General features: G+C 68.8%; 22 protein-coding genes. 6 read left to right on the forward strand and 16 right to left on the reverse strand.

The genetic code is table 11. The features are described 5' to 3' along the window. Positions 1 to 12: 12 nt before the first annotated feature. The 13 genes from ACFWJX_RS30345 to ACFWJX_RS30405 all read right to left on the reverse strand — a co-directional run bounded on the left by ACFWJX_RS30345 (position 13) and on the right by ACFWJX_RS30405 (position 13,731). Positions 13 to 2,094: a putative baseplate assembly protein gene (locus tag ACFWJX_RS30345; protein WP_383249398.1), complete on the reverse strand. Its 2,082-nt coding sequence runs from the start codon at positions 2,092 to 2,094 to the stop codon at positions 13 to 15. Further along, complete coding sequence (locus ACFWJX_RS30350) at positions 2,091 to 2,477, reverse strand: GPW/gp25 family protein (protein WP_383249400.1); 387 nt, start codon at positions 2,475 to 2,477, stop codon at positions 2,091 to 2,093. The genes ACFWJX_RS30345 and ACFWJX_RS30350 overlap by 4 nt, the downstream gene beginning before the upstream one ends. 12 nt (positions 2,478 to 2,489) lie before the next feature. Further along, complete coding sequence (locus ACFWJX_RS30355) at positions 2,490 to 2,834, reverse strand: hypothetical protein (RefSeq protein WP_383249402.1); 345 nt, start codon at positions 2,832 to 2,834, stop codon at positions 2,490 to 2,492. Between the two features lie 13 nt (positions 2,835 to 2,847). Then, positions 2,848 to 4,518 carry a phage baseplate assembly protein V gene (locus ACFWJX_RS30360; RefSeq protein ID WP_383249404.1) on the reverse strand — a complete coding sequence of 557 codons (1,671 nt, stop codon included), beginning with the start codon at positions 4,516 to 4,518 and terminating at the stop codon, positions 2,848 to 2,850. Then, positions 4,515 to 5,267 (reverse strand): LysM peptidoglycan-binding domain-containing protein, encoded by a 753-nt coding sequence (locus tag ACFWJX_RS30365; protein WP_383249406.1) that lies wholly within the window; start codon positions 5,265 to 5,267, stop codon positions 4,515 to 4,517. Before ACFWJX_RS30365 ends, ACFWJX_RS30360 begins: the two co-directional genes overlap by 4 nt. A 1-nt stretch (position 5,268) precedes the next feature. Further along, the gene (locus ACFWJX_RS30370; RefSeq protein WP_383249408.1) at positions 5,269 to 6,213 is read right to left on the reverse strand and encodes a DUF4157 domain-containing protein; all 945 of its coding nucleotides are present in this window, start codon (positions 6,211 to 6,213) and stop codon (positions 5,269 to 5,271) included. Next, positions 6,210 to 6,359, reverse strand: a complete 150-nt coding sequence (locus ACFWJX_RS30375; RefSeq protein WP_383249410.1) for a DUF6760 family protein — start codon at positions 6,357 to 6,359, stop codon at positions 6,210 to 6,212. Before ACFWJX_RS30375 ends, ACFWJX_RS30370 begins: the two co-directional genes overlap by 4 nt. Positions 6,360 to 6,370: 11 nt before the next feature. Next, positions 6,371 to 6,739, reverse strand: a complete 369-nt coding sequence (locus ACFWJX_RS30380) for a hypothetical protein (RefSeq protein ID WP_383249412.1) — start codon at positions 6,737 to 6,739, stop codon at positions 6,371 to 6,373. Further along, complete coding sequence (locus ACFWJX_RS30385; protein WP_383249414.1) at positions 6,739 to 7,179, reverse strand: phage tail protein; 441 nt, start codon at positions 7,177 to 7,179, stop codon at positions 6,739 to 6,741. The genes ACFWJX_RS30380 and ACFWJX_RS30385 overlap by 1 nt, the downstream gene beginning before the upstream one ends. A 35-nt stretch (positions 7,180 to 7,214) precedes the next feature. After that, positions 7,215 to 8,366, reverse strand: coding sequence for a phage tail sheath subtilisin-like domain-containing protein (locus ACFWJX_RS30390; protein ID WP_383249416.1), 1,152 nt, complete (start codon positions 8,364 to 8,366; stop codon positions 7,215 to 7,217). 24 nt (positions 8,367 to 8,390) lie between these two features. Then, entirely contained in the window at positions 8,391 to 9,224 is an 834-nt protein-coding gene (locus tag ACFWJX_RS30395) for a Pvc16 family protein (RefSeq protein ID WP_383249418.1), read from the reverse strand. A gap of 3 nt (positions 9,225 to 9,227) precedes the next feature. After that, entirely contained in the window at positions 9,228 to 11,345 is a 2,118-nt protein-coding gene (locus ACFWJX_RS30400) for an AAA family ATPase (RefSeq protein WP_383249420.1), read from the reverse strand. Positions 11,346 to 11,478: 133 nt separating this feature from the next. After that, complete coding sequence (locus tag ACFWJX_RS30405; protein ID WP_383249422.1) at positions 11,479 to 13,731, reverse strand: endonuclease; 2,253 nt, start codon at positions 13,729 to 13,731, stop codon at positions 11,479 to 11,481. Positions 13,732 to 14,299: 568 nt separating this feature from the next. On the opposite strand from ACFWJX_RS30405, the gene ACFWJX_RS30410 reads away from it, so the two are divergent. After that, entirely contained in the window at positions 14,300 to 14,425 is a 126-nt protein-coding gene (locus ACFWJX_RS30410; protein WP_383249424.1) for a hypothetical protein, read from the forward strand. Positions 14,426 to 14,533: 108 nt separating this feature from the next. Here ACFWJX_RS30410 and ACFWJX_RS30415 read toward each other — a convergent pair whose 3' ends face one another. Beyond that, positions 14,534 to 16,066 carry a S8 family peptidase gene (locus ACFWJX_RS30415; RefSeq protein ID WP_383249426.1) on the reverse strand — a complete coding sequence of 511 codons (1,533 nt, stop codon included), beginning with the start codon at positions 16,064 to 16,066 and terminating at the stop codon, positions 14,534 to 14,536. Positions 16,067 to 16,245: 179 nt separating this feature from the next. Next, positions 16,246 to 16,701: a carboxypeptidase regulatory-like domain-containing protein gene (locus ACFWJX_RS30420; RefSeq protein ID WP_383249428.1), complete on the reverse strand. Its 456-nt coding sequence runs from the start codon at positions 16,699 to 16,701 to the stop codon at positions 16,246 to 16,248. Between the two features lie 615 nt (positions 16,702 to 17,316). Here ACFWJX_RS30420 and ACFWJX_RS30425 point away from each other — a divergent pair. The 4 genes from ACFWJX_RS30425 (at position 17,317) to ACFWJX_RS30440 (ending at position 20,520) form a co-directional block, all read left to right on the forward strand. Further along, entirely contained in the window at positions 17,317 to 18,186 is an 870-nt protein-coding gene (locus tag ACFWJX_RS30425; protein ID WP_383249430.1) for a peptidoglycan-binding protein, read from the forward strand. Between the two features lie 185 nt (positions 18,187 to 18,371). Beyond that, positions 18,372 to 19,064, forward strand: coding sequence for a transglycosylase SLT domain-containing protein (locus tag ACFWJX_RS30430; protein ID WP_383249432.1), 693 nt, complete (start codon positions 18,372 to 18,374; stop codon positions 19,062 to 19,064). Positions 19,065 to 19,076: 12 nt separating this feature from the next. Next, on the forward strand, positions 19,077 to 19,721 hold the full coding sequence (locus ACFWJX_RS30435) for a peptidoglycan-binding protein (protein WP_383249434.1): 645 nt from the start codon (positions 19,077 to 19,079) through the stop codon (positions 19,719 to 19,721). A 46-nt stretch (positions 19,722 to 19,767) separates the two neighbouring features. Continuing rightward, complete coding sequence (locus tag ACFWJX_RS30440) at positions 19,768 to 20,520, forward strand: hypothetical protein (RefSeq protein ID WP_383249436.1); 753 nt, start codon at positions 19,768 to 19,770, stop codon at positions 20,518 to 20,520. 396 nt (positions 20,521 to 20,916) lie between these two features. Here the strand turns inward: ACFWJX_RS30440 and ACFWJX_RS30445 are convergent, their stop codons facing one another. Beyond that, positions 20,917 to 22,125 (reverse strand): DUF2235 domain-containing protein, encoded by a 1,209-nt coding sequence (locus ACFWJX_RS30445; protein ID WP_383249438.1) that lies wholly within the window; start codon positions 22,123 to 22,125, stop codon positions 20,917 to 20,919. Between the two features lie 855 nt (positions 22,126 to 22,980). On the opposite strand from ACFWJX_RS30445, the gene ACFWJX_RS30450 reads away from it, so the two are divergent. Then, positions 22,981 to 24,195 (forward strand): hypothetical protein, encoded by a 1,215-nt coding sequence (locus tag ACFWJX_RS30450; protein WP_383249440.1) that lies wholly within the window; start codon positions 22,981 to 22,983, stop codon positions 24,193 to 24,195. The last annotated feature ends 1 nt before the right edge of the window (position 24,196 follow it).

The following is a 24,196-nucleotide window of genomic DNA, read 5'->3' on the forward strand; positions in this document are numbered from 1 at the left end:
CTCCGTGCCGCGTCAGGAAGTTGACTGTCTGATGGGCACGTCGGGCTCACCCGCGCAGACCAACTCGTAGTCGGCCACCTGGACCGAGGCCCCGGGCGGCGCCTGAGGGAAGGGGCGCTCGCCGGGATAGTCGTGCGGACCGGCGGTGACGGTGATCTGCTCGATGTATCCGACGTCGTCGGGTGGCATGGCCGCCCGGAACAGATCGGAGCTGAACACGTGCTGGCCCACCTCCCAGCCCCGCCCGGCCGGTCCGCCGCGGGTCGGGTGCAGAAACGCGGTGATCTTCCGCTCGACCTCCGCCTTGACCTCCTGCGGGTCGACCCCCGCGAGGGCCGCTTCCCTCCACACGACGATCGACACCTTCGCCATGACCGGCAGATACCGAGGGCCGAGCACGAACAGCCGCACGGTCAGGTCCCGGCGTTCGTCCAGATAGGTCCGTACCGCGTCGATCAGCTCGGGCGGCGGCTCCGGCCGCGCCACCGCGTCGCCCTGGTCCGGTACGACGATCACCGAGACGTTGCCGGGGGCGCGGTCGATGCCGCCGAATGTCCACGGGGTGCCGCGCGGCGGATGCGGTGCCAGACAGGCGCTGATGCGTACGTCGCTGGTCGCTTCCCGCGCGAGATAGGCGTAGTCGTCCGCCGTCACGGCCCGGTCACGGATCTTCAGCTCCTCGGGCGCCCGGCGCAGGGTGTCCTCGATGGGCTCCTCGTCAGTCCCGTCATTGGCCGCCGCCGGATTGGTGACCTCCAGCCCGCCGGGAACCGTCCCGTCGGGCGCGGTGCCCATCACCACGATCCGGCCGGGCGAGACATTGCCGGCCGATCCCGACGCGACATGCCGGTAGGTCCTCGCCCGGATCAGGCTGCCGGTCGGCGGGATGCTGCCGTGGCCGTCGCTTCGGCGCTCGTCGTGACTTCCGAAGCCGACCTCCCCGGTCACCGGGTTCAGCCGGTACACCTTGCCCGGCCCCGGCAGCAGCTCGGGGACCTGCTGCCAGCTCTCCCAGGCGGGCGGAGTCCCCTGCCCGACCTGGACGTCGACGTGCGCGTAAGGGGCCTTCGCGTCCGGCCCCCGGTACAGCGGACGGTGGCGCAGCGGGAACGTCTGGTAGGTCCCGCCGTCGCTCTTGCCCAGCATCTCGGGGGAGCGCAGGGTGAGCGCGGTGTGCGCGGGAGCGGCGTTGAACAGCACCCGGTCCAGGCCGATCTCCAGCGGCTCCTCGGACGGGTTGTCGATCCGCAGGCCGATCCAGAAGCGCTCCGCGTCGAACGCGGCGGTGTCGGATGCCGGCCGTGCGTCGTCCCAGGATTGCGTCGGGTTCTGCGCCGCCCACGACTGCGGCACGGACGTGGTGACCGGCCTGTCGTGCATGGCGTTCGTCGTACCGGCGGGGCCCACCTCCGGCCAGTCGCCGGGCTGTTCGCCGGGCACCGAGGCGGCCCAGGTCACCGATCCGGCCGGTGCCTCGGGAGCGGGCCGGAAGAGGCGCGGCCGGAGCACGATCTCCCCCTGGACCGCCTTCTCGAAGCCCAGACAGAAATGGGCCGTCAGCCCCGGCGGGACGCCGATCGGCCGCCGGCCGGTCCCCGGGCCGACCAGGTCGGCGGTGACGTCGTCGTAGAGCAGCTGGGAATCGTCCTCGGGATCGGGGGTGAGCAGCAGGGCGGTGGTGAGGGCGGTGGGCAGGACGGTGACGTCCTCGTCCGTCTCGAAGACGATGGGCGCCTCGCCCTCCTCTGGCAGGGTGTGGGCCTGGGTGCCCGCCGGCACGCGCACGGGCGTCGGCCCCTTGGCGCCGAACGACAGATAGGTGGTCGCGGGGGTGGTGGGGTCGCGGGTGATGCCCATCAAGTTGAGGAAGGCGATGTAGTTCTTCTCGGGTACCTGGTTCAGCCGGTAGATCAGCCCTTCGCCGAGCCAGGCGAACAGCTCGATGAGCGTGATGCCGATGTCGCTCGGCCGGTCGTCCGTCCATTGCGGCGCGTACGACGTCCTCAGGGCGCGCATCTGGTCGGACAGGTCCTGCCAGGTCCGGTCGTCCAGGTCGGGGGGCTGGATACGCCCACGCTTCGATTCCGGGGTCATGGCGACGGCTCCAGCGGGAAGGAATGGACGAGCCGGTCGGCGGCGCCGGTCGCGCGGATCCGGTAACTGATGTCGATCAGCAGCGCCGCAGCGCCGTCGTTGGTGACGGTGACGTCGAGGAGTTCGATGCGCGGCTCCCACCTGGTCAGCCCTTCCTCGACGTAGTAGCGGGCGAGGCTGGCCGTCGACGCGTTGTTGGGTGCGAACAGCAGGCGCTTGAGGTCGCAGCCGAAGTCGGGGCGCATCACCCGCTCGCCGTGCTGTGTCTCGAGGATGATGCGGATCGACTCCTGGATCCTGCGCGGACCGGCCGACTCGGCCGGTCCCGAGGTTCCCAGCCGCACTGGGAAGGCGAGGCCGCGGCCGTGGATGTCCGGGTCCATGAGAGCCTCCGGTCACACCGAGGTGAGCTTGGTCTGGTGGGGCGTCGGCTTCGCGAGCGATCCCGCGTTCGTCGTTGCCTCGAGGGTGTGGAGCAGGACGGGCACGCCGCCGGCCCGGAGCTTCTGCGACCTGCCGTCCTGCACGGCGGCAACCTGCGTACAGGGCGCTCCCGCCGCGGTGTTGGGACAGCCCGAAACGCTTTTGAGGACGCTCGTCTCGACGAGCACCGGCTCGCCCTCGACCTTCAGCTTCGCCTCACTGGAGACGGAGACCATGCCGGGCACGGGTGGCTCGGGCAGCGGGCTCGGCGCGTGCTGGCAGGTCACGGTGCTGGCTGTCGTGAGTACGTTTCCCATCCGAGGTCCCTCCTCAGGTGATGTCGACTGCTGTCTCGTTCACGGTGACCTTCGTGGCGCCGCCTGCCGCCGCCAGCGTGACGGACCCGTCGGCCGCGATCTTCAGGGCGCCCGCCGCGCTGATGTTCAGGTCACCGGCAGCGCTGATGGTCAGCGAACCATCGGCGGCGTTCAGGGTGATCCGGCTGCCGCGTCCGCCGTCCTCGATGACCAGTTCGCCGCCGGCCTTGTCGTCGTCGAAGGTGATGGTGTGCCCGGCCCGGCTCTTGATGACGCGGGTGCTGTTCGTGCCGTCGGTGTTGGTCTCCGGAGGCGTCTGGTCGGCGTTCCACAGGCCGCCGAGGACGTACGGCTTGCTCAGATCGCCGTGCTCGAAGGCGACGAGCACCTGGTCGCCGACCTCGGGCAGCCAGTAGAAGCCCATGTCCTTGCCGGCCATGGGGCGGGCGCACGGGGCCCACTCACTGGTGAAGCGGCCGGACAGCCCGGGGAAGGACACCTTGACACGGCCGATCGGAATCTTCGGTGGCACGGCCCTCACCTCGTGGTTGTCCTCGACCACCGCCGGGATCACCCCGTGGAAGGGTTCCGTGCGGTTGGGCGGCGGAGTCTCCGTGATCTGTTTGCGTAGCATGCCGAGCAGGCTCGAGTGACCCTGCTGGCTGATCGAGAAGTCGGTCGTGAAGCCGCCCTCGTCGATCCGGTGGGTGACCTTGCGCAGCCGGTAGGTGCCGCTGAACCGCTTGCCGACGCCGCGGATCTCGATGAACTTGCCCGCCGTCAGCGCGGGAATGCCGATGCACGAGCCGTTGCCCTCGTACATGCCCTCCAGCAGCCCCGTCAGCAGGGACTCCGCGAGGATCTGCGCGTCCAGCGGGTTGTCCAGGACGTGCCGGCGGATGCCCTTGCGCGCCAGGGTGAGGACGAGATCGGCCGCGGAGCTGCCGAGCCGCTCGATGAGCTGCTCCGGACCGAGGTCGGCGGCGAGCGCCAGGCCTTGAATGGTCTGCGCCAGTTCCTGGTTGTAGCCGCGCACGGCCTGCAGCCCGGCGGCGCCCGAGGCCGAGATGCGCGGACTGAAGCTCGACAGGTTCCGGCCCCACTCCAGGACATGGGCGGCGGCCTGTGGACGGGGGAACTGGAAGTGCAGCCGGTCCCACTCGACGTACACGTCGAAGTGGTAGCGGCGGGCGCGTTCCTTGAGGAACGCCATGTCGTTCCCGACCCGGGGGATCTTCTCCTTGAGGCCGGGGGTCGGGTCCACCACGGGGATCAGACCGTTCTCCACGGCGATCTGCGCGGCCACCATGCTGTCGTTCGTGAAGGTGTACTCGGTGGGCTCCTGCTCACCGCCGCGCATGCGGTACGACTTGTCGTAGCCGGACACCTGCACGGTCGGCGCGCCGCTCTGCGGGAACGACGGCTCGACGGCGGCGATCTCCCCGAGGAAGGCCGGCTTGAGGTCGTTGCCGTAGCCGAGGTGGATTTCCACCGTCTTGCCGGGGTCCAGGAGGGGCGAGTCGAGCAGCCGGTTGTCGGGGTTGCGCAGCACGAAGCCGAAGGTGCCGGCGAGGTCGAGGCTGGTCTCGACGGTCAGGGAGACCGCCTGGTCGGCGAGTTCGGCGGCCATGGTGAGTCCGGCGACCCGGATGTCGAAGCGCGGCGCGTACGAGGAGGTGCTCACGGTCGTGTGCCTCCCTGCTGCCGGGGCGGCACGACCAGACGGGTGCTGGGCGCGAGGTGGAGCGGGTCGACGATGGCGTTGGCCCGGGCGATCTCGCGCCACAGAGCGGGATCGCCCAGATAGGCGCCGGCGAGGCCGCTCAGCGTGTCGCCCTCCACCACCACATGCACCACCGGCTCCCGCGACGCCAGGGCCGACTCGGCGGCCGACACGGCCCTGCCCACGACCGCTGAGGCCGTCGGCGACGCGAAGAAGAGGCCGCGGCGCACTTCGACCTCCACCGGCACGTACTCCTGGAAGCGCACCGAGAGACTGGAGCGCACCGGGGTGCCGTTGCGCAGGAACATGGTGAAGCGCTGATTGGCGTCGACCAGGACACAACGGAACTGGAAGCCGCCGAGGGAGAAGAGCAGCACCGGCGGAGCCTGGGTGCCCGGCTGCTTGTTCAGCAGCCGCACGATCGGGCCCGTGTGCGCGCGGACGTCCTCGCCGGTCTCGTACGTGTCGAAGAAGAGGTCCATGGAGAGCGAGCGCGCCTTGCCGCGGACGTACTGCAGAGGCGGCGCGTTCAGCCCCGGGATGCCTATCTCGGCGAAGCTGTTGCCCTGGTCCAGCTTCAGCTCTTCCGGGTTGAACATCACCGGGTGGCTCTCACCCGACGTGGTGTCGATGATCTCGGCCTTGGTCAGGGCCGCGCTGACCGCCGCGGGGCCGCGCGGCGGGGACAGCCGGAAGAGGGCGTTCGCCATGTCAGCCTCCACGCTCGAATTCGGTGCGCAACTGGCGCATGACGTCGTCGATCAACTGTCTGCGCAGCCCCTGCACGTCCAGGGGCGGCGGCGCGACGGCGACGTCTCTGTGACGGTCGGTGTCGGCCCTCTGGGGGCGGAGGGCCGGTGTGGCGAAGGAGACGGGCGCCGGGGCCGGAGCAGGCGCCGGGGTACGTGCCGGGGCCTGCGGGCGGAGACCGGACGCCTCTTCGGCGTCGGTCGACGGCGGTGGCGAGCCGGTGCCGGTCCATCCGCCGAGGGCGACCGCGCGCTCGCTGGCCAGCGCCTTCCCCTCCTCGGTTTCCACTCCCGTGCCTGTCGCCCGATGCCAGGACGCGCCGGGCCGCAGGAGGGCCAGGACGTGCGTGGCCTCGTGCACGAGCAGCCCGAAGCCGCGCCGATCGGCGGGCTGGAGCCGACCGTGGCGGAAGTAGACGTCCCGCCCCACGGTGACGGCATCTGCCCGATGTTGCCGCGCGAGCGCGTCGGACGGGTCGTCGTGATGCACGCGCATCGCGTCGGCCGCGGGACCGACGGCCGGCCGCAGTCGCGACCTGACCTCCGCGGGCAGGGCGTCACCCGCGCCGTGGGGCGCCGCTGCCGCGGTCGGCGGCCGGTGCACCACGGGAGCTTCGGAAACCGGGGCGACCACCGTGCCCGGAGGCGTCGGAGGGGCGGCAGCCGACGAGTCGTCGCCGGTCCGCGGCCGGCGAGCGGCGGCCGTCGTGGTGAACCGGGGCGGACGGTCGGCGGCGTCCTCGATCCGGTCGAACCGGCCCGCGCCCATCACGAGCCCGGCCGCGTGGCCGATGAACACGCGCAGCGGACCCGCCCACGGCAGCGTCGTCAGCAACCGGGCGGCCGTTCGCCGCCCTTGGGCGTCGAGGCGTTCGCCCAGGGTCGGCAGGGCGGAGTCCTCTGTCATGGCGGGTCATCTCCTTCCCGTGCGGTCACGTCGGCGATCTCACGGATCCAGTGCAGTCGTTCGGAGTGGTCGAGGGTGAGCAATTCGGCGAGCGACCAGTGGACTTGGCGTCCCAGGAAGGCCACCTCCCGGCGGATCCGAGCCACGGGGTAGCCTCTTATCCCCCCAGCGGCGGCACCTCCGCCTCGTGTTCCCGGCCGCAGTGGGGGCAGGTGACGAAGACCGTGTCGGCAGCCAGCCCGTTGATCCGGTTGTAGAGATCCTGCAGATGCGCCAGGTCTTCCGAGTACAGGCCTTCGATGACCCCCGGTGTGACCTCCGGGACCCCGCCCAGCCTGGTCACGACGCGGGAGAGCAGCACCACGATCAGATACGCGGGCCAGCCCTGCACGCGCGGATCCTTCAGGGGGTAGATCTCGTCCGCCGCGGTGGCCAGCCGCATCACGCCGTTGCGGTGCAGGTTTCCGGCGTCGTCCACATAGCCCTTGGGCAGTTCGAACTCGACCTCGGTGACCAGCATCGCCATCACGCCCGGATCAGGCCCTCGTGGGCGAGGACGAGCGTGTCCACGGCCACGTCCGTGCCCTTGGCGTTGAACGACGCTCCTTCCCACTTGGAGGGCCAGGCGCTGACGAAGTTCCAGCGCGCCACCTCGCTGTGGTTGCTCAGGTCGAACACCACGATAGAGCCGTTCTTGCGGACCACGTTGCCGTCGACGACCTGCTGCCGCCAGGCCCACAGTTCCCGTGACGGGCTGATGCCCCACTTCAGGGTGATGTCCGAGTAGCTCGTCTTGCCGGGCAGCTTGCGCACCGTCGTGTTGTCGCCGCCCTCGCGGTTCTCGATGACCTCCGTGGTCGATCCGAGGCCGCTGCACTCGCTGAAGCTGGCCTGAGCGATGCCGTCCAGCTCGACAAGGAAGTTGAAGTTGCGGAAGGGATCGACCCGCTGACCTGTCTGTGCCATGTCCCGGTCCTTCTTTCTACGCGTCCTCGCGCGTCCTAGGCCTCGCTGATGGCGCCGCCGCCGGACCACAGACCGAGCCGGATCACAACCTTCTCCGCGGGCAAGGTGGGCGCGAGGCCGATCTCGATGAACACCTGGCCGAGGTCACGCACCGGAGCAGGATTCAGCTCCTCGTCGATCTTGACGTAGAAGGCCTCCTCGGCCATCCGCCCGAAGAGCGCACCGGCCTGCCACACCCGGGTCAGGAACTCCGTGACGGTCCGTTCCAGGGCCTTCCACAGCGCGGTGTTGTTCGGCTCGAACACGGCCCAGCGCAGACCCTGCAGCAGCGAGTCCGAGATGAACGCCACCAGCCGACGCACATTGACATAGCGCCATTCGGTCCGGTTGGCCAGCGCCCGGGCGCCCCACACCATGGGCCGGCCGCCCGGGAAGATGCGCAGCGCGTTGATGCTGAGGTTGTTGAGCCGTCCCTGTTCGGCGTCGTTGAGGTGGTGTGTCAGGTCGAGGGCTCCCCGTACGACCTCGTTGGCGGGCGCCTTGTGCACTCCACGCCGGGCGTCGCTGCGGGCCATCACGCCGGCAACGTGCCCGGAGGGGCCCACCTGCAGCTTGGCCCGCCCGGCGCCGTCCGCCTGCGGACCGGGATCGTCGATGACGATCCACGGCCAGTACAACGCGCCGAACCCGCGGTCGGTCATCAACCCGTCGCGCTGGGTCTCCAGCCCCGTTGTGTTGCCGGGGTCGTCGGTGCTGCGGGCACCGTCGAGGACGGCGAAGCGGTCGCCCATGGCCTCGCAGTGCTCGATGACCTTCTGCTGGTCCGCGAACTCCGTGTGCCCAGGCAGACAGACGAGGCTGACGTCGAGCGTGTGGGTGAGCGCGTCGAGGGCGCCCGGCAGGCCGGTCATGTCGGCCACCGGTACGACGTAGGCCAGCGTGCCGCCGTTCTCGAAGAACCCGCGGACCGCGTAGGGCAGGGCGAGCTGGGGGTCGAACCCGCCGAAATTCTGCACGTACGACGTCCAGTTGGTGACCAGTTCCGGCTTGCCCGGCACGACGGCGTCGCCGACCCTCTGCGCCGTGCCGATCAGGGCCGCCGTACTGGTGCCCGCCCCCGCGATCGGCCCGGCGGTCTCGACCTCCTGGAGATAGATGCCTGGTGCCCTGGTGTCGATGTCGCTCATCGAAGCCTCCTCGGCCTGGTCTGGTCACGGTGGGGGGAGTACGACGGTGTGAACGTGCCGGCCGGGCACGTGTTCCACCTGGGTGCGGGAGTCCGGGCGGTCCGGCCGCCGGACGAGCAGGGTGTAGGTGCCGAAGGTCAGGCGCTCGAAGGTGAACTCTCCGGAGGCGCCCACCACGGTGCCGCGGCCCGCCTCGAGCACCTCGACGCGCACCCCGGGCACCGGCTGCCGCGTGCCGTCCACGTCCTCCAGCAGCCGGCCCCTGAGTCTCGGGTGCGCGGCCGTGGGCTCGATGCGGACCTCCCGGACCCGCGGGACGGGCGCGGGTGGCTCGGGGGACTCGAGTGCGAGGGTCACCGTGAACGACAGCGCGGGCCGGGGCGGAGTGCCGAGGGCCGTCCAGAACTGGCTGGTGCCCGTGCCCTCCTTCGGGCGGCCCACGGAGGCCGGTATGGGGTACGCGGGGGGAGGCTGGGCCATCCGCCCGCGCAGGAAGCGTTCGTCGAGCAGCGGGAAGCGGCCGAGCCACAGCAGCAGTTCACCCAGCAGACGGTGCTCATCCTCGATCCTGACCGCGCCCGTCTTGTGCGACCAGACGGTGACGAGGTACGTGCAGTCGACGCGCAGCGGCGGGCGCCGGACGGTGAAGCTGTCGTCGCCGGCTTCCTCCAGGAGGGGCGCCTGATCCCTGAGGGACCGGTTCTCCTGGACGTCGTGGAGGAACAGGTTGACCGTGTCCTGGGCGGGCTTGAAGTCCTTGTCGGGCGTCATGAAGCTGACGTCGGCGGCGCGGAGGCTCTCGGGTGCCTCGTCGTCGCCCAGCATCGCCCTGAGCGTGGCGTCCAGATCCTGGAGCACGGCTCAGCCCAACTCTCCGCCGTCGGGCTGCCCGGACCCCGGCATCACCTGATCCAGCTTCTGGAACTCCCGCCGGGTGGCCCGCAGCAGGTGCGGCAGCCCGATCGGGGTGCCCGCGGACGCGGCCAGGAACGCGGCGTGCAGCACGACGTTGCGGATACTGCCGCCGGTCAGCGGGAAGTCGCGGGCCAGCCCGGCGAAGTCCAGCGCCGGGTCGCGCGGGGCCTCGGGCGGGAAGCACACCCGCCAGATACGTTCCCGGTCGGCCGGGCCCGGGACGGGGAACTCGACGATGAACTGCAGCCGCCGGGTGAACGCCTCGTCCAGATTGCGACGCAGGTTGGTGGTCAGGACGACCAGGCCCTCGTACTCCTCGATGCGTTGCAGCAGATACGCGATTTCGATGTTGGCGTAACGGTCGTGCGCGTCCCGTACCTCCGAGCGTCTGCCGAACAGTGCGTCGGCCTCGTCGAAGAGCAGGACGGCGTCGGTGTCGGTCGCGGCCCGGAAGATGCGGTCGAGGTTCTTCTCCGTCTCTCCGATGTACTTGCTGACCACCGTGGCGAGGTCGATCCTGGCCAGGCCGAGCCCCAGCTCATGGGCGATGACCTCCGCCGCCATGGTCTTGCCCGTGCCCGGCGGGCCGGTGAACAGACAGCTGACGCCCTTTCCGCGCGACAGGGTGTGCTCGAAGCCCCAGTCGTCCATGACCCGTCCGCTGTGTGCCACCCGTTCGCACACTTCGGTGAGCTGGGCGGCGCAGCCGGGCGATAGCACGATGTCGTCCCATCCGTGGACGGTCTCCACGTGCTGCGCCAGGCCCGCCAGGCGGTGACTGTTCTGGGCCCGGGCGGCGGCGAACAGCTCCGGCCGAGTCGGTGCCGCATCGGCGACTGCGTCCTGGGAGCCGGCCCGTGCCGCGCGCCGGCCGGCCTCGCCGACAGCGGTCAGAGTGGCGTCGGCGATCCGGTCCGGGCCGAGGTGGAAGCGGGCTGCGACATCGCGCACGTCGGCGGGGGCAGCGGTCACGCCGTGGGCGGCCAGTTCCCGCTCCCACAGCGCCCGCCGCGTGGCGAGGTCACAGCGGGGGACGGGCACGGGCACGACGCCGAGGGCGTGCCGGGCCGGGGGAGTCCAGTCGTGCTCCCCCTCCATGACGACGGGGCCGTCGTGCTCCGCAAGGAGGTCGCCGAGGACCCGTTCCGGGAGCCCGAGGTGCTCGACGCCGTCGATGTTCAGGAGCGCGCCAAGCAGCGACGCCTCCCGGAAGACCAGGGCCAACAGGTGCGCCGCCGCGTCGGTGTCGTCGTTCGGGAGCCCGGCGGGGTCCAGGGTCAGCAGCGCGACGCCCAGGCCCGCCGCGAGATCGTGGGCGAGCCGGCTTCTGGGGGACCCGGCAGGCCCCTGGGCGTACAGGCGCACCGGGCGTCGCCCGTCGGCCCAGCCGGCCCTGCGGGTGAGGTCCGCGTCGAGGGCCGGTGGTCCTTCCAGCCGGCAGCACCCGGCGAGTCTGCGGTCCAGGCCGCTCTGCCCGAGGAGTACGTCGGTGATCTGCTCGTCCGGCACCAGGAAGTGCGCGAGGAACGGAGGGGCCACTGGCCGGGGGTCGGGGACGAGGGTGAGGATGCGTTGTCCGAGCAGCGGCGCGTCGGGCGCCAGGACGCCCCGGATCGCGGGCCGCTCCTCGGGAGTGGCCGCCAGCAGGTCGAGGACGAGCCCGACCAGAGGGCGGCCGCGGCTCAGGTTGTCTTGGAGATAGCCGTAGATCCGCTCGTAGCGGAGGTCCACCTCGGGCGCCAGCGCCATCAGGACCAGGTCGAGTTCGAGGTCGGTGAGGGCGTGGCGGGTCCGCAGCCAGGACCAGCCGACGTGATCGTCCATGATGCGGTCCCAGCCGGGCCGGGGATCGATCGGCGGGCCCGCGCGGGGGAGTTGGAGCAGACGCCGGGCCCGGAAGGCGCTGATGTGCAGGCCAGGGATGATGGTGTCGGCCGCGCTCTCCGCCTCCCCACGGTCCGTCACCGCCTCGACGGCCTGGGCCAGCAGGTCGTCGAGGCGGGAGAGAGCCAGGAGCTGCGGTGCGTCCGGCAGGGGGCGTGACGGGGCGAAGACTCCTGACATGTCTACCACCGTCCTTGAGGATGTCTCGCCGGTGCCGAAGACGATGTCCCGGCCGGCCGTGTGGCCCGCGCCCGCACCGCGTTCGCCGACCGGGTGGCGGGGCCGGACAGGTGCGGCCATGAGGCTGGATCCCTCAGGGCCAGACCCCGGAGAAGTCGATCCGGCGGGCCCAGTCGGGATGGTCTATCAGCGGATTCCGGTTGCCCTGGAGTTCCGCGATGGCCGCGTTGCGGTGCAGCTCGTATTCGGTGACCGGCTCCCGCTCGTGCCACTTCAGCAGCACGGGCAGCCGGTCCTCGGGGAACTCGCGCGCGGCGTCGCCGACCTGTGCCGGATACCGGAGCAGGAAGTACAGAGTGGCCCGGGAGACCGCTCCCTTGCCGTTCTCCGGCTCGAATCCCACACTCTCGCGCATCCCGCAGTCGTCCCGGACCGCTTCCTCGAAGTCGGGGAAGTCGAAGTACGGGAAGTTGCCGCGGAAGCTGTTGCAGCCGACCTCGCAGGCGAACAGGTGGTGGAGATCACCCCGCATCGGCTCCTGCTTGGCGAACCACGACTGCGGAACCACGTGCTCGCAGTTGAACGGCATCGACGCCTCCAGCGCGTCGAACTCCGCCTCGAACTCGGCCGGACCCGCCGTGCTCTCCTGGAGCAGCAGTTCCTGCACCCTCGCCAGCCGCACCTCGGCGACGGCCGCGTCCGCCCTTATCAGCTCCTCGGGGGAGAAGTCCTTGCCCGAGTAGATGCTGCGCAGCCGGCCGTCCTTGTGCAGGTCGACCCAGGGGTAGACCAGCCGCATCGGCTTGTAGCGGGGCTGCGGGGTGTGGGTCTCCTCCAGCAGCGCGGTGAGCGCACGGCGCAGCGCGTCACCGTCGTGGGTGTCCACGCTCGCGTAGTACGCCTCGCGCGCCGCCGCGTCGGCGCTGCGGTCGTAGTACGGCCGCTCCTGCGCGAGCCGGTGGTTGACCAGCGCGGCGTCGACGTCCTTCTCGACCGCTGACACGACGTCCGTCCGCCCGGCCGAGGGCTGCGGCCCTGCTGTCGGCGACGGCGCGAGCGCAGGCATGGAGGCGAGGAGGCCGGCTGACGAGACCGACGAGGTGCCGAAGTCGACGGTAATCCGCAGCGGGACGGTGAGCTGCGCGGCACCGCCGGCCACCGGTGATGGCAGACCCTGTGCCTGTGCCTGTGCCTGTTCCTGCGCCTTCGAGTGGGCCTGGGTCCCTGACCCGTTGGTGCCCGCCATGAAGGTGCCGCCGCCGCCGTCGGCCGTCGGGGTGGGCATCGGCGGGGCACTCTCCACGGGCGACGGCGTGAGTCCGGTGGTGAAGACTTCGTCCCGCAGCCGGGCCGCCTCACCGGTCAGGTTGACCTCGCGCAGCGCACTCAGCACCCGGCTGATCCGCACGCCTTCGTTGGCCCGCCACGCCAGTTGCTGGTCACCCATGTCCGGGCGCCACACCGAGCCGTCGATGCTCAGTGGCCGGCCCTGGTCGTCGGTCTTCGGGACGGCCGAGTGGTGCAGGGCGACGACCTCCCACTGGTCGTTGAAGACGGGCGACCCCGACGAGCCCTCACGGGTGTCGGACTCGTAATGCAGGAACCGCTCCAGCACGTCGACAATCTGGTTCTCGCGCAGCGCGATCTGCTTCGGCTCGCCCCGGGGGTGCTGGATGATGTTGACGAACTCCCCGATGATGACCTTCCCCTGGGCTTCGCTGAGGACCAGCCGGCCGAACGACGACAGCGCCTCCCCCTGCGTGCCGCGCGGGGCCACTGCGACGAGGCTGTAGTCCAGCGCCCGGTCGGTGACGAAGAACCGCTGTGGCTCCAGTGCGAAGACCGCCGGCACCAGCGGGCCACCGTCGACGCCGTCCTGGAACGCGAACGCGACCCTGCTGCGGTGTGCGTCCTCGGGGTTGCGCAGCACATGGTTGTTGGTGAGCAGCAGGGACGGGGACACCATGAAGCCGGTGCCGTGTCCGCCGCCCGGTCCGGTGATCGTGACCCGGCCGACCGAGCGGGAGACTTGGAAGCCCTCCTCCAGGAACGCCACCGGGGCGAGGTTGTTGCGCCCGATGATGCGCTCCAGGCCCAGCACATCACTGGTGAAGGCATCCGGGGGCAGTTGCAGAGTGCTTCCCGCGCTGCTGGCGGGCTCCGTAGGTGTCCGCTCGATCGCCCGCGCCATCGCCCAGTCGGCGCCGAGCCGCGCCAGCCGCTTCTCGACCCGCTCGGGGGCGTCGGCGTACAGCACGCCGCGCGTCTTGAGAACGGTCTGGTTTCCCTCCCGCTGTTCGGTCCGGTTCTCGTAGCGTGCCGCGGCCATCGTCAGTTGCGACAGATAGTCCGACTCCCGTTCGGAAGTGAGTTCCGCCGTGGCCATGATGTGCCTCCTGGCCTGATCAATTGTGGCGGTCGTGTCTGAGAGACACAGTGTGCGTGGCAGGCGAGATGGCGTCGGATGAAAGGCGTCGGCTCTGCCGAGGTGCGGGCGGGCGGTGTCGCGCTGGCCGCATTCTGTACACGTTTTCCTGCTATCGATGCTTGCAGACATTGGAAACATGCGCAAAGTAGCCCAGCAGACCTGGTGGTTGAAGGTTCATCGGGTGACGGCGCAGTGCGGAACGCCCTGTCCCGCGGGGTCAGCGCGAGATCCGTCGGCTGGATCGGCTTGCGGTCGTCACACCCGGGCACGAACACTCGTACGCGGCGTTCGGACAGCCGCGCAGCTGCTCCACGGCCGCCTCGGTGCGGAACTCGCCGCCGTACCAGTGCGGCGCCATGAAGCCGGGGCCCCGCTGTTCGGCCCTGATGAAGCGGTCCAGCCAGCCGCCGGCCGGTCACCGCCATGGGACACAGCCGGAAGGCTGGTCGCCTCCGGCTTCGGCCGGAGGCCGGAGCCATGTCGCGGCGCAGGCCGCGGCAGACGGGTCTTCGCCGAGCGACCCGCTGTGGCCGACGACGACCCAGAGGGCGGAGACGTGCCCATCGCCTCCGTCGTCCAGCTGTCCGTCATCTACTTCGTCAACCCGGCCCTGCGGCACCTGTCCGTTCCGGACGTCGTCTGGCGCGGCTGATCCACCGCCCGCTCGAAGAAGAGCCGCGCTAGGTGCCGAAGGGCTGCTGACCGGCGGCGCGGGCGGTCCGGCCGTCGCGGCGTGGCTGTCAACTGCGATCGCCGGTGATCACGCCAGCGCGGCCGGAATCAGCTGACTCAGGTCGGGCCGGTTTCCGATCCGCTGGGTGGCCGGGCGTCCGGGCGCGTCCTGCTGAGGCCAGCCGGTGTTCCTCAGCAGGTCCCGGACCTGCCACCCGTCCAGTGGGCTACGGTCGCTTGCCTTCAGTACGCCCTGCACACAGGCGACAGCGCCAACGACGATCGGGGACGCGCTCGACGTCCCGCTGAACCTGTCGGTGTACCAGAAATCGGGATTCTCCCCGGCCTGCAGGTCGCCGTATCCCGTTGTGGTGACCTCTCGGCCCCAACCCTGCGTGTCCAGGCACGAGCCGAAGTTGGAGAAGTCGAGGCGGGAACGGTCGGGGCCCCAGTCCGCGCCGTGGGTGCCGGGCGGGGGAGCGCCGGCGCCGACGACGACGGCACCGGAGTCGAGCAGGCTGCGCCGGAAGGGGTTGGTCCACCACAGGGGGAAGCCAGGGGACTTGTCGTACACCGGGTCGTCGAGATTCTCCGCGCCGTTGCCGGCGGCTTCGACGACAACCACGCCTTTGCCCGTGGCATACCGGATGGCAAGAAAGTCATCCGGCCACCACTCGACCGCGATGAAGCCCTGCTGGCCTGTCCCGGTGGCCCGTGGCCCCGGCCGGTGAATCTCAAGGAGAAGGACGTCCCCGGGACCCAGTCGGTCCGCAGCGGCCCGGATGGCGGTCGCGGTCGGCAGAGAGAACGACGAGGCGCTGATCACCGCGTCGGGCGCGATGCCGGTGACGCCGAACCCGTTCGTGTCACCACTGATTTCGCCGAGGACGGCGGTGCCGTGATTGGTGTCGGTGCTGTTGATTCCTGAGATGACACCCCCCTGGTTCTGGAGCAGGTCCTCATGTCCGAAGCGCCAGCCCCATTCGCAGTCGATCACCCGGACCCCCTTCCCTGTGCCGCCCGGCTGCTTCCATGCGTGGCGGGCATTGATGCCGGCCGGTCCCGGGTCCAGGTAGATCTGGCGGACCGCGTAGTCGGGCGTCATCGACGGAGCGTCCGGCCCAATGGGGGCCATGTCGTTGATGGGCGATTCCTTGCGCTCGTGGGCCCTGAAGTAGGGGCGTGTCCAGGTCCGGGCCTCGGTTCCGGTCCGGGCGAGTTCGGCAGCAGGCTTGACGTAGGCGGTCTCGATGACGTCGAGTTCCCGGAGTCTTTGGGCGAGTTCCTCGAGCCGCTCCTCGGGCGCGTCCACCTGGTAGAAGCGCACCATTCTGCCGAGGTTCTCCTCAGCCTGATCAGCGGACTCGCCCGCCCGCGGCGTCTGTTGGGCCCTGCGGCCCAGCCGCGCCAGGTCCGTGTCGAACAACGGCTTCAGGACGAGGTCCGGCGCAGCCGCCAGCTCATTCAGTCCGGTCACATCAGCCCCTCGGGCCGAGGACGCGCCCGAGGGCGTGATCTCCACGCCCATGTCTTCCGCCACCACGCAGATGAGTTCGGGATGTCCTCGTGCTTCGTCGTACTGCGGCCGGCGGTTTGCGTCATTCATTCCCTGCCTGGGCATATTCGCTCTCCTTTCCACATCATGACGCGTGGCAGTCTGCGTTGGGGTCGGACCGAATCCGGCATGCGCCCTGCACCGGAAAGCCATGGTCTGCCGTACGGGGCTTCAGCCGCTGGCCTCCTGCGTCGGACGAAAAAGACATGCGGCACGATGCCACCGGCTGGGTCGGGTACGGCCCATCAGGCGTCGGCCTGCTCCGTGAAGTGCCGGAGAAGGGCTGCCTGGACGTGCTCGAGGAACAGGGTGTTCTGCTTGATCTGGGACAAGCGGGTCGTGGCGTGGGCGGCGTACTCCGGTCCTTCCACGGCCGAGGCCAGGAGGAAAGCGGCGAGTACGTCGATGCCGCACGCCGTATCCGCGAACTGGCCCACGGGGACCAGACGGCGGTCGAGCGGGACGGCGTCGTCGGCGACCACGTCGGTGGCCAGCGACGGCTGCCAGCTGTCCGCGTTGTTGAGCGAGTAATGGGTGTCGAACCGGATGGTGACTGTCTCACTGGCCGGCACATCGACGCTGTACGAGCCGTCGTCGTTGGTGTAGGCATGGCCGATGAGCGTGAGATCGGGGCGGTAGACGCTGACCTTGATCATGAAGATCGGCTCGTCCCCGGTGATGGCTTTTACATGCCCGTGCATGAGAGTCTCCTCTCTCGGGCGCGGCCGGGATTCTCGTCGAGGACGTGCGGGCGCGGCCCAGATCGGCGAACGCAAGCCTGATTGAATAAAGCTTCTGGGGGCCGTTCATGCGCGCCTGATTCCAGGTTCGCTCCGTGCGCAGACCATGTCAATTTCGGTCGGGGCGTGCGTCCGCGCTGCACAGGGGCTCCGGCCGTACGCCCACGACGTGGAGGAGCGCGTGGGTGGCCCGCTGCGATTTGGTGCGGATGCCGCCGTTGATTCACTCGCTGCCGTACCGCATCGAGGCACCTCCTGCTCGACATGGACCACGGCAATAGCACGTCCTCTTCACACAACGTTACAACCGTCCGTAAGAGGGCGGAAAGCGTGGAGCTGCACGATGATCAGCTGTCTCCGGCGCCCGGAATCGGTCAACAGTTTTGATGGCGAAAGCCGAATTCGGGTAACCGCTTCCTGTAGTCTTCACGATTTGCTGTCGGCCCCGTATCAGGCGCATCGTGGGAAGCACGGGCGGGGAAGCCCTGCTGCACGGCCCGTTGTTCGTCCGGTGCGCCTTCCCCGTTGCACCCGCTGCACCCCGATCATGTGCGGTGCGGGAGGGAGGATGCCAGCATGCCCAACCCGTGGATGCCCCAAGCTCTCAAGGTGGACGTGGGGGACCATGCGCCGTGTGACCCCGAGTTCCCGGCAAGGGCGATCGCGCACATCACGGCGGACAGGGAGGCAACCGCCGAAGCTCCTCTGGATCTGGTCCCGTTCGCCAATCTCATGGGCTTCTTCACCGGCAGCGGCAGAGGCCGGGCTCCGCATATCCTCTGGAATCCCTTCACCGGAGCGTTCGCCCAGTTCTTCCCGGCCACATCCCGCGCCAAAGCCCTGTTCGACGCGGTCGGTGGTACTCGTACGAACCGGGCCGGCAAAGTCGTCATCCAGATCGAGTCCTTGTTCTTCCCGCACTGCCGGGTGAACGGCAAGGTGTTCGCAAGGCTGATCGACACTCCTTGCGAGGGCTGGGACGATCTCCATGCATGGATCAGCTCATGGGGCGTACCGGACGTCTGGCCCATGGGCCGCCCCACCTCTCTGTCCCGCAATGCGTGTCCCGCCGACAAGTGGCGGACTCAAGGCGGGTGGTACGCCCATGCCCATGTCCCGGAGAACGACCACGTCGACCCGGGTTCCTGGCCGGCGTTCGTGTCCCAGCCGACCGACCCGTCCTCCGCTGAGAGCCAGTTCGAGCCGTTCCCCGGTGCGTCGTTCTTCCAGGCGGGAAGTAAATCTCCCGTCATCGAGGGAATGCACCGCCGACTGGTCGCCGAAGACTGTGACCGCTACACGTCCAATGCCGGTCTCGACGTGTGGGGAGCGGGCGATGTGAGGTCGTACACCGCCTGGCAGCAGAAGCTGGGCTTCGTGGGAAACGCTGCCGACGGTGTCCCCGGCCGGTTCAGCTGGGACAGGCTCGAGGTCCCGAAGGTCTGAGGGTGTCCGGGCCAGGCCACCGGAGCGCCAGGGCTTCGGTGAACTGCTCGTCAGGGAACCCGCCTGCCAGCGGTTTCCGGGTTTGCGCGCGACTCGCATCGGCCGCATGGTGGAAACAGGGTAACTGTGACCGACCGGCAGACGTACTCCCTGACCGGCGGCCTCCACGCTGCGGAGGAGGCGCGATGGTTGCTCTCTCCACAGTGCGCTTCGGGAAGCGCAACGATGAGGTCAAGGAAGTTCAGGCGGCGCTCATCGCAGTCGGAATAGACATACCCGCCGGCGTCACCGGGTTCTTCGGCGAGCAGACCAGAGCGGCCTACGCGAAATGGCAGCGCATGCTGGGACTCACCGGTTCGGCTGCCGATGGATTCCCCGGCTGCTCCTCACTGGTCCAACTCGGCGCCAGAGCAGGTTTTGCCGTGGAATGCCGCCATCCCGGTGCTATCGCCAAGAGTTCCGTACGCTTCTCGAAGAACTCGGGTGTGGCCGCGGGCGAGGCGACGGCCCGCGCGTTCGCCGAACGGGCATGCGACCTGGCCGGGGCGCCGAGGAGCTGGGTCACGGGAGTCGGCAACGGAGCGAATCTGCTGACCCTCATATTCCGGGAGTCGTCCCACCGGCCGAACGCGGTGAACCAGGCCGACGTGAACGCAACAGGCCCGGTCCAGGCGGACGGTGCGAAGCTCAACTGCTCACGCGGCTACGCCCAGGTGATACCCGGGACGTTCGCCGAGAACCACCAGGCGGGCACGTCCGACCGGATCTACGACCCGGTGGCCAACATCGCGGCAGCGATCAACTACATCTGGCGCCGGTACGGTGACATCTCGCGCGTTCAACAGGCCAATCCCCATCGCGATCCGGCGCCTTACTGAAAGGAGAGGACCATGCCTTCCTTGGCGCCATTCCCAGGAACGGGCTTCTTCCACAAGGGACAACGTAGCCCCCTGATCGCCTCGATGGGCAAACGCCTGGTGACGGAAGGGTGCGGCAAATACCGGACAGGTCCCGGGCCCGAGTGGACGGACGTCGACCAACAGTCCTACGCCGCCTGGCAGCGGAAGATCGGATTCGAAGGGGACGATGCCAACGGCATTCCAGGCAAGACCTCCTGGGACCGGCTTCGCGTCCCGACGCCCTCTGCTGTTTCTGGTGGCCGCGTCGCATCCCCTGTACCGAGGCACCGTGTCACGACCGCGTACCGCATAAAGGGACCCAACTGGAGCCTGGGCTATCACACGGGCGCTGACTACGCCGCTCGGGATGGCACACCATGCGTCGCGGTGCTCGGCGGTTCCATGGTCCGCAACGGACGCGACCGCAGTTTCGGCAACTTTCTCGTGCTGCGCGCCGGCGGGTTCGACTACTGGTACTGCCACCTCTCCGAACAGACCGTCAAAACGGGTCCGGTCAAGGCCGGCCAGAAGATCGGGGAAGTCGGCTCCACCGGGAACTCCACCGGCCCTCATCTCCACTTCGAGAAGCGCCCGGCCGGGGGCGGCTTCGGATCCGACGTGAAACCCACCTGGTAACCGTCGGAGGAATCCCTCCAGCCCAGGATGCGTGCAGAGAGATGCGATGGACCTGCTACCGATCGAGATCAAGGTCAACATCGAAGGTGACGTGCCGGCGGCAGTCTCGTCCCTCGGCGGATCACGCGGCCCGATGACGTCCCGCCGGATCTGGTTCGCGGAGGAGCGAGACAGTGCCGCAGAGGGCCGGGTGCCCCTGCTGGACGCCGGTGTGATCCTGCGGTTGAGGATCGGCGGGAACCGCGACGATCTGACCGTCAAGTTGCGTCCGTGTACCCGGGAACAACTGGTGGGCCGCTTCTCAGCCCCCTTCGAAGCGGAACCGTTCACGTACAAGATCGAGGAGGACTGGTCGGGGCACCGCCGGGTGATGGCCGCCTCTTTGGTGCACGCTCACCCGGCGGGGACACTCTCGGACGCGGTAGAGCCGGGGGCCGACCCCGCCGCGTCCGTGGACGCGGTGCAGGACCAGTTCCTGCATGCCTGTGCGCCCGCCGTCCCGCTCGAGGGGCTGGTCGCGCTGGGGCCGGTCCACTCGACGAAGGCCGACGACGTTCCACTCGACGACTTGGAGGTCGACCTGGAGGTGTGGTCGGTCACCGGCCTGGACTTCCTGGAGGTCTCGATCCGGGTGAAGCCCAACGACGATGACGACCTCGATACGTTCACGGCGCGGGCCGAGCGGGAGCAGCGGAAACTGGAGGACGCGGTGCGGGAGCGCGGAGTGGCCCTCTCCGAGCACTCCGACAGCAAGACCCGACGCGTCCTCACCGCCCTGGCCGCGGCCGAGCAGCCATGAGACGGCAGCGCGCCCACGGAGTCGGTGGCTGTGGGGCAGAACGTCAGCATGAAGAGACAACTCGCCCTGTTTGACCCGACGACGTAGGCCGCCCTTCAGCCCGTGCTCCCCTCAATCCTCCGGCTTCTCCTCAACGGCCGCGACGCCCCCGGCGAAGCTCGCCGGGGGACTCAGCGCCATGCGTGTGCTGGTCAGCCAGATGGCCGTGCGGGCCGCCGGATCATCGGCAGGGCAAGGCTCACGGCTGCGCTGCTCGGCATCGAAACGGGGAACGGGGGGCGCCTGGCCGGAAACGGTGCAGCGTGTGGAGGACCTCCGCGAGGAAGGCCTAACCTGCCCCGGCACCAGCGCGAGGGGGGAGTGGGCGGCGTGGGTTGACGCTGCGCGGTGACGTTGTCAGGTGGCGCGGTCGCGCCCGCCCGGCGCTTGGGCCGTCGCCCCCGGGCCGGGCTCCGCGGGAGGCATGGGCGGCAGACCCGCGGCGATGCCCGGCAGCAGCACCGGCTCCAGCCGGATCGAGTCCTGACCGCCCAGGTAACGCTCCAGCTCCGGCGGCCGGTAGCCCGGGTCGCGGTCGTAGCGCTCCTTGGTGGGCACCGCGAGGAACTCGTTGCCATCGGGCTCACCGTCGTCCCTCACCGCTTTTCCGAGAGGCCGGTGCAGGGGCTTGGCCAGTCGGTACATGCCCGTCCGCGAGGCGTGTAGCGGGCCCGAACCGTCCGGCTGTACACGGAAGTCGATGCTTCGCTCCGGCTTCATCACCTTCGGCCCGGCCGCGCTGAGCACATCGGCATCGAACTGCAGCCCGTGTCTGCGAGCCTGGTCGACCATCCACAGCAGGGTGATGTCGGACAGCCCCGCCTCCTTGTAACCGCCACCGACATCGCAGTGCACCCCGGCGAACCACACCTGCTTCAGCTCCTGGCCCTGCTCGGCGGCGCCGGACTGTTGGTGCCACAGGGTCGGCCGGAACGCCGAGCGCTCTTCGTCGACGGCCAGCGCGTGGAAGGCCGCCCTGACCCAGCTGCTCAGCTCGGTGTCGTGGAACGCCCACCGGTGGTTGAACCGGTTCACGGAAGGCTGTAGCCATGCGGTGTCGGGCAGCGGGACACCCAGGGCTCCGACTGTGTCCCACACTCCGATGAAACGGATCTCCGTCTCGCGCGCGTACGAGCGACGGAACAGCGTCGCGGCCGCGCCGGTCGGTCGTTCGATCCGGTCCCGGTAGAGAGCCCAGGCTTCCGGAATCCGGTCGCGGTGATCCCGGCGCAGAATCCCGCAGTTGCGCAGCAGGCCCGCCAGGCTGCGCGCAGTGAACGCGCCTCGGCTGAAGCCGAAGAGGAACAGTTCGTCGTCGGGCTCGTACGTCTCGACGAGGAACCGGTAGGCGTCGATGACGTTCTGGGACAGACCCATGCCGAACGCGCCTCCGCGCAGCCGCTCCCGCCGATGGGTGCCCACGCCGCGGTGGTAGTAGACGCGCTGCTCCTTCCCGGCTTCGGAGCCAGGGCGCACGGACAGGGCGACCTTGGCGACGTTGGTCTTGCTCGGTTGGTCGGCGAAGTTCCACGTGCCGTCGCAGCAGACGACCAGACGCTTGGCCATGACGATCCCTCCTCGCATGGGCGTGGAGCGGCGCCTATCACACATCCATGCTTCCACCACTCGGCAGGCCATGCCATACGAGGGCTGCTCACGCCCGTCGTGCGCGTGAGATACGTGGCGCGCATGGTGATCACCGGTCTGCCGGCAACTGATCGACCGTCACCTGACCGCGCAGGCCGAACCGGTCACCGCACGGTCCTGTCGGGACCGTGCGGTCGGCGGACCAATCAGTCTGGCTGGCGCGGGCCCCGGTGGCTGCTGCCTTCACCTGCCAGATGATGCGCAGCGGCGCGTCGAGGATCGGATCCCCCGTGATGGAACCTGACGCGGATCTGAGGGGGCAGGATCACAGCACCTTGTGCACAACCGGATCGACACCGACATATGGACGTGGGGCAGCATCAAGACCGGATGGCAGAAGGTTCCTCGCTTCCTGGCCACCTCCTTCGGCTGGATGGTCGCCGCCGCTCGAATCCGTCGTGCAGGGGCGGCAGGTGGCGGCATTCGACGCTGTGAAATCGTCGGGTGACCCCTTTGACGTCGGGCGACCCGGCTCGAAAGGCGAACGGGGTAGCTCCGCGTGCACGATGCCGGCCCAGGCTTGAGTCTGTGGTCATGAGTATCCGTCCATGGGTCATCGTGGAGCCGCCGGACAGTCGTGGTCTGCGTCGCGTCACCATCGGCGGCGAGACGGTCGGCAGTGCCTGGTCACCGGCCGAGCTGCGGAAGATGCTCGGCCGCCGCGGTTACCCCGAGAACATGGATCTGGATGATCCGGCATCTGTGTGCTGGCGCGGGGGCGACAGCGGAGCTTGGCCCGATCGACCCTGGAGAAGGCGCTCCACTATGTTGCTCATGGTGGCCGGGCTGCTTGTTTCCATGGTTTTCAACGCAGTCATCGGATGGCCGGACGCCTCCGGGGCTCTGACTTTCGCGCAGCGGATTACCGGAGTGTTGTTTGTCCTGTCGGGTGCGGTACTGGGAATTGCGGCAATTGCGGCGCTCGACTACTGGGGGAGACGCCACTTCAGGGCCTCTGGTGCGGTCGTACTATTCGGGGTAATTATTGTGCTGGCCACCGATGGCCTCCTTCTTCTTCTCTGGTTCGAGGAGAGGGAGTATACGCGCTATCTCTTGGTCTACCTGCCGGCGTTGTGCTGGTCCGTATGGGCGCTGTTTGTTCTTGTGCGCAAAAAATCTTGGAAGGGAATACCGCAGCCCAAAAGATTCGCGGCCGGGGTGGTCGCCACGGTACTCCTGACGGCTGTCAGTCTCGCGTATTCCACTATGTACCAGCCTGCGTCCGCCCCTATGCACTTTACTTTGAAGGCAGAATTCGGAAAGGCGTGGGAGGATAAGAGGCTTCCCTTCCTGCATGTCCCGCTGACGCTTTACATGAAAAACACCGGAGGGATCCCGGTATACATCGTCAACGACATCTACACGGTTCGTGGCAGGGTGGCCGTGTATTCTCTGGAGGAGGGGGATCCGACGGCGGAGTGGAGGGAAAGTGTCGGGAGGCAGGGGGCGCGCGAGGGGGAGGCCGAGCTCTACGTCGGCCAGCCCGATTACACCACGGTGAGCAGTGGAAGATTCTACGAGTCCGGTAGTTCGCTCGACGTCGGGCAAGAATATTCTTTGAAGCGTATATTTCAGCTTCCCAGAAACGTCGGGTATGACGTCCTGAGCGTTGCATTGCAGATCTCGTACATGAGAAAGGACCGGGGCAGGCTCGACGTGGAGGAGTTCGGTTTCCCTCATGTTTCGTGGAACGAACACGAGGGGCGCTATTACTGTGAACCGGCGATCTGTGGAGAGCAGCTGGTTTATCGTGGAAGGGTGCGCCACAACAACAATTTGATCAACGTGACACGTAAGCCGCGTTATGTGACTGCTGTCTGGTCTCCGGGGGGCCGGTTCACCTCTTCGATTTCTTCCTTCCCGTACAGATTCTCCGGGGTGGGTGACTACGGAGAAGAGAGGAGGGAACTGCAGAGATATGGAGCTGCGAGATCCCGGGCTGATTCAGAGATCTCCGTGGCGGAATTGTTGAGATCTGCCGGGGTCTGAC

The organism is Streptomyces sp. NPDC058335, from assembly GCF_042723915.1.
Classification (GTDB): domain Bacteria; phylum Actinomycetota; class Actinomycetes; order Streptomycetales; family Streptomycetaceae; genus Streptomyces.